This window comes from Sphingobium aquiterrae, from assembly GCF_037154135.1.
Taxonomy (GTDB): domain Bacteria; phylum Pseudomonadota; class Alphaproteobacteria; order Sphingomonadales; family Sphingomonadaceae; genus Sphingobium; species Sphingobium aquiterrae.
Genome location: NZ_JBANFL010000047.1, coordinates 1 through 5,108, shown reverse-complemented (window position 1 = coordinate 5,108; position 5,108 = coordinate 1). Strand labels below are relative to the sequence as shown.

General features: G+C 63.9%; 8 protein-coding genes. 4 read left to right on the top strand and 4 right to left on the bottom strand.

The annotated features are described in order from the left end of the window. Positions 1 to 78: 78 nt before the first annotated feature. The 3 genes from WFP78_RS23270 to WFP78_RS23260 are packed head-to-tail and all read left to right on the top strand — an operon-like array spanning position 79 to position 1,358. Positions 79 to 309, top strand: coding sequence for a hypothetical protein (locus WFP78_RS23270; protein WP_336966884.1), 231 nt, complete (start codon positions 79 to 81; stop codon positions 307 to 309). After that, positions 306 to 1,172: a phytanoyl-CoA dioxygenase family protein gene (locus WFP78_RS23265; protein ID WP_336966883.1), complete on the top strand. Its 867-nt coding sequence runs from the start codon at positions 306 to 308 to the stop codon at positions 1,170 to 1,172. Before WFP78_RS23270 ends, WFP78_RS23265 begins: the two co-directional genes overlap by 4 nt. A 6-nt stretch (positions 1,173 to 1,178) precedes the next feature. After that, the gene (locus tag WFP78_RS23260; protein WP_336966882.1) at positions 1,179 to 1,358 is read left to right on the top strand and encodes a transcriptional regulator domain-containing protein; all 180 of its coding nucleotides are present in this window, start codon (positions 1,179 to 1,181) and stop codon (positions 1,356 to 1,358) included. A gap of 564 nt (positions 1,359 to 1,922) precedes the next feature. Here WFP78_RS23260 and WFP78_RS23255 read toward each other — a convergent pair. Further along, on the bottom strand, positions 1,923 to 2,129 hold the full coding sequence (locus tag WFP78_RS23255; protein WP_336966881.1) for a helix-turn-helix domain-containing protein: 207 nt from the start codon (positions 2,127 to 2,129) through the stop codon (positions 1,923 to 1,925). 87 nt (positions 2,130 to 2,216) lie between these two features. Here WFP78_RS23255 and WFP78_RS23250 point away from each other — a divergent pair, with 87 nt between their 5' ends. Continuing rightward, positions 2,217 to 2,495 (top strand): hypothetical protein, encoded by a 279-nt coding sequence (locus tag WFP78_RS23250; RefSeq protein ID WP_336966880.1) that lies wholly within the window; start codon positions 2,217 to 2,219, stop codon positions 2,493 to 2,495. Positions 2,496 to 2,510: 15 nt separating this feature from the next. On the opposite strand, the gene WFP78_RS23245 is transcribed toward WFP78_RS23250, so the two are convergent. From WFP78_RS23245 to WFP78_RS23235, 3 genes are all read right to left on the bottom strand, one after another. Further along, a complete protein-coding gene (locus tag WFP78_RS23245; protein WP_336966879.1) occupies positions 2,511 to 3,329 on the bottom strand; it encodes a DUF5677 domain-containing protein in 819 nt (272 codons plus the stop codon). A gap of 1 nt (position 3,330) precedes the next feature. Continuing rightward, positions 3,331 to 4,059, bottom strand: a complete 729-nt coding sequence (locus WFP78_RS23240; protein ID WP_336966878.1) for a hypothetical protein — start codon at positions 4,057 to 4,059, stop codon at positions 3,331 to 3,333. 82 nt (positions 4,060 to 4,141) lie between these two features. After that, on the bottom strand, positions 4,142 to 4,903 hold the full coding sequence (locus tag WFP78_RS23235; protein WP_336966876.1) for a hypothetical protein: 762 nt from the start codon (positions 4,901 to 4,903) through the stop codon (positions 4,142 to 4,144). Between the last annotated feature and the right edge of the window lie 205 nt (positions 4,904 to 5,108).

Genomic DNA, 5,108 nt, shown 5'->3' with positions numbered 1-5,108 from the left:
AACCATCGAAATGAGGGGTCCCTTTTAGACGCCGATCACCCCGCTAACGGGGTCCTTTTTGCACGCCGATCCACAGCTATGGTCGATTTCGCGCTGGAGCATGGCGTGGAACGCTACACCGGCGTCATCCCGGACCCGTTCCGCAAGGAAGTGTTGTCCCTTGGATGGCAGGCGGAGCCGCTCGGGCCGGCGGTGCGCATCCCGGGCGGGCCGATCGGCGCGTTCATGATCCATATACGGCCCGACACGCCCGAACGGCTCCGGTGGACCGGCGTCTATGGCCCCGCCGCCGATCAGGTGCCGGCATGAGCGCCGCGATCGACCGGAATGCCGCGACGCTCGCGCGCGACGGCTGGTGCGTCTTGTCCCATGTCGTCGACCCGGAAAGGTTGATGGAAATCGAGGGCAGTCTCGAAGCACGTTTCGCAGCCACGCCGCTTTGCGAGGGTGCCTTCTACGGCGCGCGAACCAAACGGTTCGGATCTCTGCTGACCCGTGCACCCGGGATCGAGCCGCTGGTCATGCACCCGCTGATCATCGGCGTGGTCGAGCAGTTGCTGTTGCCATGGTGCGAGCGCATCGCGCTCAATTTGACACAGGCGATCGAAATCCATCCCGGAGCACTCCCGCAGCTGCCGCACCGCGATCAGGACATGTGGCAGGGCCCCAAGGGCACGCTCGAATATCTCGTCAACGTGATGTGGCCGCTGGAACCGTTCACGCGTGAGAATGGCGGCACCCGTCTGTGGACCGGAAGCCATTTCGATCAGGATATCGCGGTCTGGCCTGAAGAAGATGCGGTCGTGCCGGGCGTGGCGCCGGGCGACGCGCTGATCTTTCTGGGCTCGACGCTGCACGGCGGTGGCGGCAATCTCAGCAACGCTCCGCGGCGCGGCATCGTGATCAGTTACTGCCTGGGTTGGCTCAAGCCGTTCGAATTGCAGTGGCTGGTCTATCCACCCCAGGTCGCTCGCCATTTTTCGCCTGAGTTGGCCTCCTTGGTCGGCTATTCCCAACATCGCCCCAACCTCGGCAACGTCGACGGGCAATGCCCTTCCGTCCTGCTTCGCGACCGCGTGCCCGACTATTTGCCCGCCATCGACGCGCTGCGCCCCGACCAGGCCGAAGCGGCAGCAATGTTCGTCCGATCGCAGATGGGCGAACTCGGCTGAGCAGTGATGCCGGATCCCGCCGTCTACGATACCATTGCCCGGCGCGGACCCTCCGCGCTCGCATGGGAAGTGCTGCGGCGAGATCCGGCCTATCGCGCGGCCTTTGCCGCACGCCAGTTGGATATCGTGCCGGGTAGAGCTGCTGATCGCGCCTTCGTTGCGCGCTGGGGGCTGCACTTTCGCTGAAGACCCCGGGCAGAGCTGTGCTTCGATTCTGCCCCTTTGGTCGGCGGCCGTGGACCCGCATGTGCTCTCCGTCCGGGCATCGGTACCGAACGGTGGCGAGAATAGACTGTTCGATGCCAGTGCGTTCGAAGCACGGTTGGTGCGGGGGCCGGAGGGCGAGCATATCGCTACCGTGCGCGAGGATACTACGGTTCGGCTCGACGTGATCGCGGGCACCTTGGCTTCCGGACCGGCCTCTATTCGCTTCGAAGTCGCGGATGATTGGCGCCTGGGCCATCAGCTGGCGGCGATCGGTGCCCTACGTAGCCCGCCAAGCGCCGGGCATCGGCATGGGGCTTCGGCGCGGAAGCTGGCCGCACTTTATGCGCTCGACCTGCGTAACGAAGACGCAAGCCTGCGACGAGCGGCTGAGGCTCTTCTCGGACCGGGCGACTGGCCCGGCGATGGCGAACATCGGAAGTCGACTATTCGCCGGCTCATAGCGGCGGGGGAGCGGATGGTTCGTGCGGGTCCGGGGGAAATATTGCGGTCGCGTTAGCGCTGGTCGCACTCAACCTGCGAAGCCTATCGTTTGATCAGCACGTAAGGCTCGACCTTGAACGCCTTTGCCAGCTTGTCGAGCACCGTGACGCTTGCCGATACGCGTGCACGCTCGATCGAACCGACATAACGTGAACTCAATCCCGTCAACTCGGCGATATCTTCTTGAGTAAGATCAAGCTCGTGACGAAGCCGACGAACATTCGTGGCTAAGACGTGCTTCAAATCCATCCGGTAAAGGTCTGGCAACCGGAACGAAAGTTCTAGGAACGATAGTTCCTATTCGTTATGATGGGGGCCTGTAGGAGCTGCCTCGTGATGAATTTGCTCGATCCGCTGGCACCGACCGGAAACGAAGTGGTCGAATATGACCGCCGCCATCTCGCACTCTATGCCGAGCTGCTCGACGCTGCCGACGCCGGCATCGATTGGCAGATTACCGCAGCCACTCTGCTGCGGCTTGATGTCACGCAAGCCGGTGCAGAGGCCTGCTGGCGCTCGCATATCGAGCGCGCCCGTTGGATCGTCGGCGCGGGGCTGAGCGCCGCCTTGACAGCGTTTGGCAACAGCAGTGATCGAAACGACAGGCATCGCTGAACCGGCCTTGGAAATTCAGTCCGGCAAAGCTTCGTCATCGTCGGAGCTAACCGCTTCAATCAGAGCGTCGTAAGAGGGCGGACCAGCGATCGTGAGGTCAAAGCTGCGATCGAACGTGCGGAGTGTCTTGCTCCAATATTTGGCAGCGAGCGTCAGGTAATGGACGTCCGGGTCACGCGCCTCGCTGACCGGGCGACGATGATGCCGGTGCAGGGGATTGCCGCAGGTCACCAAGTTGTAGCGCGCGACATGGTGCCACATCGAATGCGCGCAAGCGCTGAATGGCGTGTAGACGTAATTGTAGAAGTCGATGCAGCCGGCCTCCTCGGCCATCTGCCTGACCGACAGGCTCGACCATTTGCCGAGATCGACATCGAGCAGCCAGCCGATCCGCTGCGAGTCGATCCACCGCTCGCCCGCCTCAAGCATCGCGGCTTCCTGTTGGGTGGGCTCGCGCTCTCCGATCTGCGCGCGGCGATGCTCGAGTTCGAGCTTGGCTTGGCCGAGGCCGAACAGGATGAACTTGCGACAGCGCGCGTCGGGCTCGAGCAGCAGCCAGGCGATGTTGATATAGACGTCCGCCATCGCGCGGAGCAGGATCGGCGCGCTGTCACCGGTCCACAGGGCCGGCGCGCGCGCGACATCCTTGGCGAGCGTCGCCTGCCGCGCGAGCATGCTGCCGATCACCTCGTGGACGTGGATCTGCGCGAAGTCGGGCGGCCACATATCCAGCCGCGCGGCCAGTTCGCGATCGACGTCCGCGCAGTAGCCGTGGATCAGCGGCCACAGTTCGAGGCCCTCCTCATTTTCGGCGTCGTCGGCGTCTTCGCTCACGTCAGTCCTCGCACGGCTCGAGTTCCAGTCCCCGGTTCCAGAACGCGACCGGCCAGTCGGTGCCGGACGCCATCAAGTCGGTCTCGCCGAACATCTGGTTGAGCGTCGCGCGGATCGACGCAGCAATCCGCTGGGATTGCTCGGTATTGGGATAATCCTCGATCTGCGGGAAATCGGCGAGCGCGAGCCCCGCCGAGACCTTGAGCCGGTCGGCGTCGAACGCTAGCCAAGTCGCGGTCGCCTGCGCCATGATCGCGGTCGTCGACGCGCGATCGAACAACTCGCCGACCAGCGCCTTGATGACCCCCAGATCCTGCGATGCGGTGTCCGGGGCCGTCGTCGTGATCAGCGCGCGCATGGGATGGTCGGGATAATGCGCGTGCAACGGTGCGAGCGGCGCGCACAGATCGTCGCGGTAGGACCGACCTTCGACGATCGTTGCGAGCACGCCGTCGGGAAGCTCGGCGAACTTGCCCGTCGCTGCCCAGATCGTCCGGTCGCGGGCCGGATCGCTCGCGCGCACGTCGCGGGTGAAAGCGGTGATGATCTCGACCCCGCGCCTCGGTCCCCAAGCCTCTTGCACCAGCGCGATCCACAGCAGCTCGGGGATCATCATGTTGATCCAGGACACTTCGTGCATCGGCCCGAACAGGTCGTTGAACGGCGTCACCAGTGTCGACTTCACCTTCTTGTGATCGCCGAGCACCGGCGTCCGCCTGTCCTTGCTCATGGCATTTGCCGAGCGCTCGCCGGTGCGTTGACGGGCGGAATATGGTCGATCTCGGTTTCCGGCGTGACCGGGTGAGCGGCGCTCACCGCGACACGCGCACGATATGCTTCATGAACGCGGCGGACATCTCGAACACGATCTCGATCTCCTCCTCCTTCACGTCGTCGTCGTGCTTCACATGGTCGTTCTGATAGGCGCAATAATAGCGCAACAACTTGTCGAGCATGTTGGCCAGCTCCTTCGACGCGCCTTTCTCCTTGAGCAGCTTCCCCAGCAACGGCAGCTGGTTTTCAAGCGACTTGTCGTTGTCGAGCACCGCGTGAAGCAACTTCTCCAACGCGAGCCGCAGGTCGTCGAGCACGTTGCGCTCAAGGCTGCCAAGGTCATATTTGGTCTTCGCCTGGTCGAACAGCGCGAGCGCCGCCGGATAGCTCTCAAGCCAATGCCGCGTCTCTTCGACGAGCGGCAGGTCAAGCTCCTTGGCCAGCGTCTCGGTCTTGAACGCGCCATGCTTCGTATGGAGGTCGTGGCGTAGCTTGGCGCGTTCGTCCTTGCTCGGCGCGCCGACCGCGAAGGAACTATGGGTGGATAGCTCGTCGATGATGATGAACTGCTGCTGCCCCGAGAAGCGCTTCAGGCTCTCGAGGATCGCGTTGCGCTTGTTGCCGGCATCCTGGAGCGTCTCGGGATACGGGACGGCCACGTCCCAGCGCTCGCCGTAGACGAGGAAGACCTTCACGATGACGCGGCCACTCAGCCCGCTGTTGGTGTCGCCGAGTACGTCGGCGGCACGGGCGAGGAAGGGAATCGGGATTGAGCTGTGATCGAACATGGCGATCGTCATAGCCGACCGAAGCGTGTCGCACGAACCAGATTGCATCCGAGGCAGGTAGACCACGCGCCTCGCGCCAAGGCGCGACCGCGCTCTACGGCTCGGCGGCTGTTGGCCACCGGCGCCGCCGAGCCCTAGAGGTCTCGGTAGGGTGGGCGCGAGACGCCTCTTTCGAGGACGCCCCAGCGCCTCCCCCCGAACCGTGCTTGCACCTTTC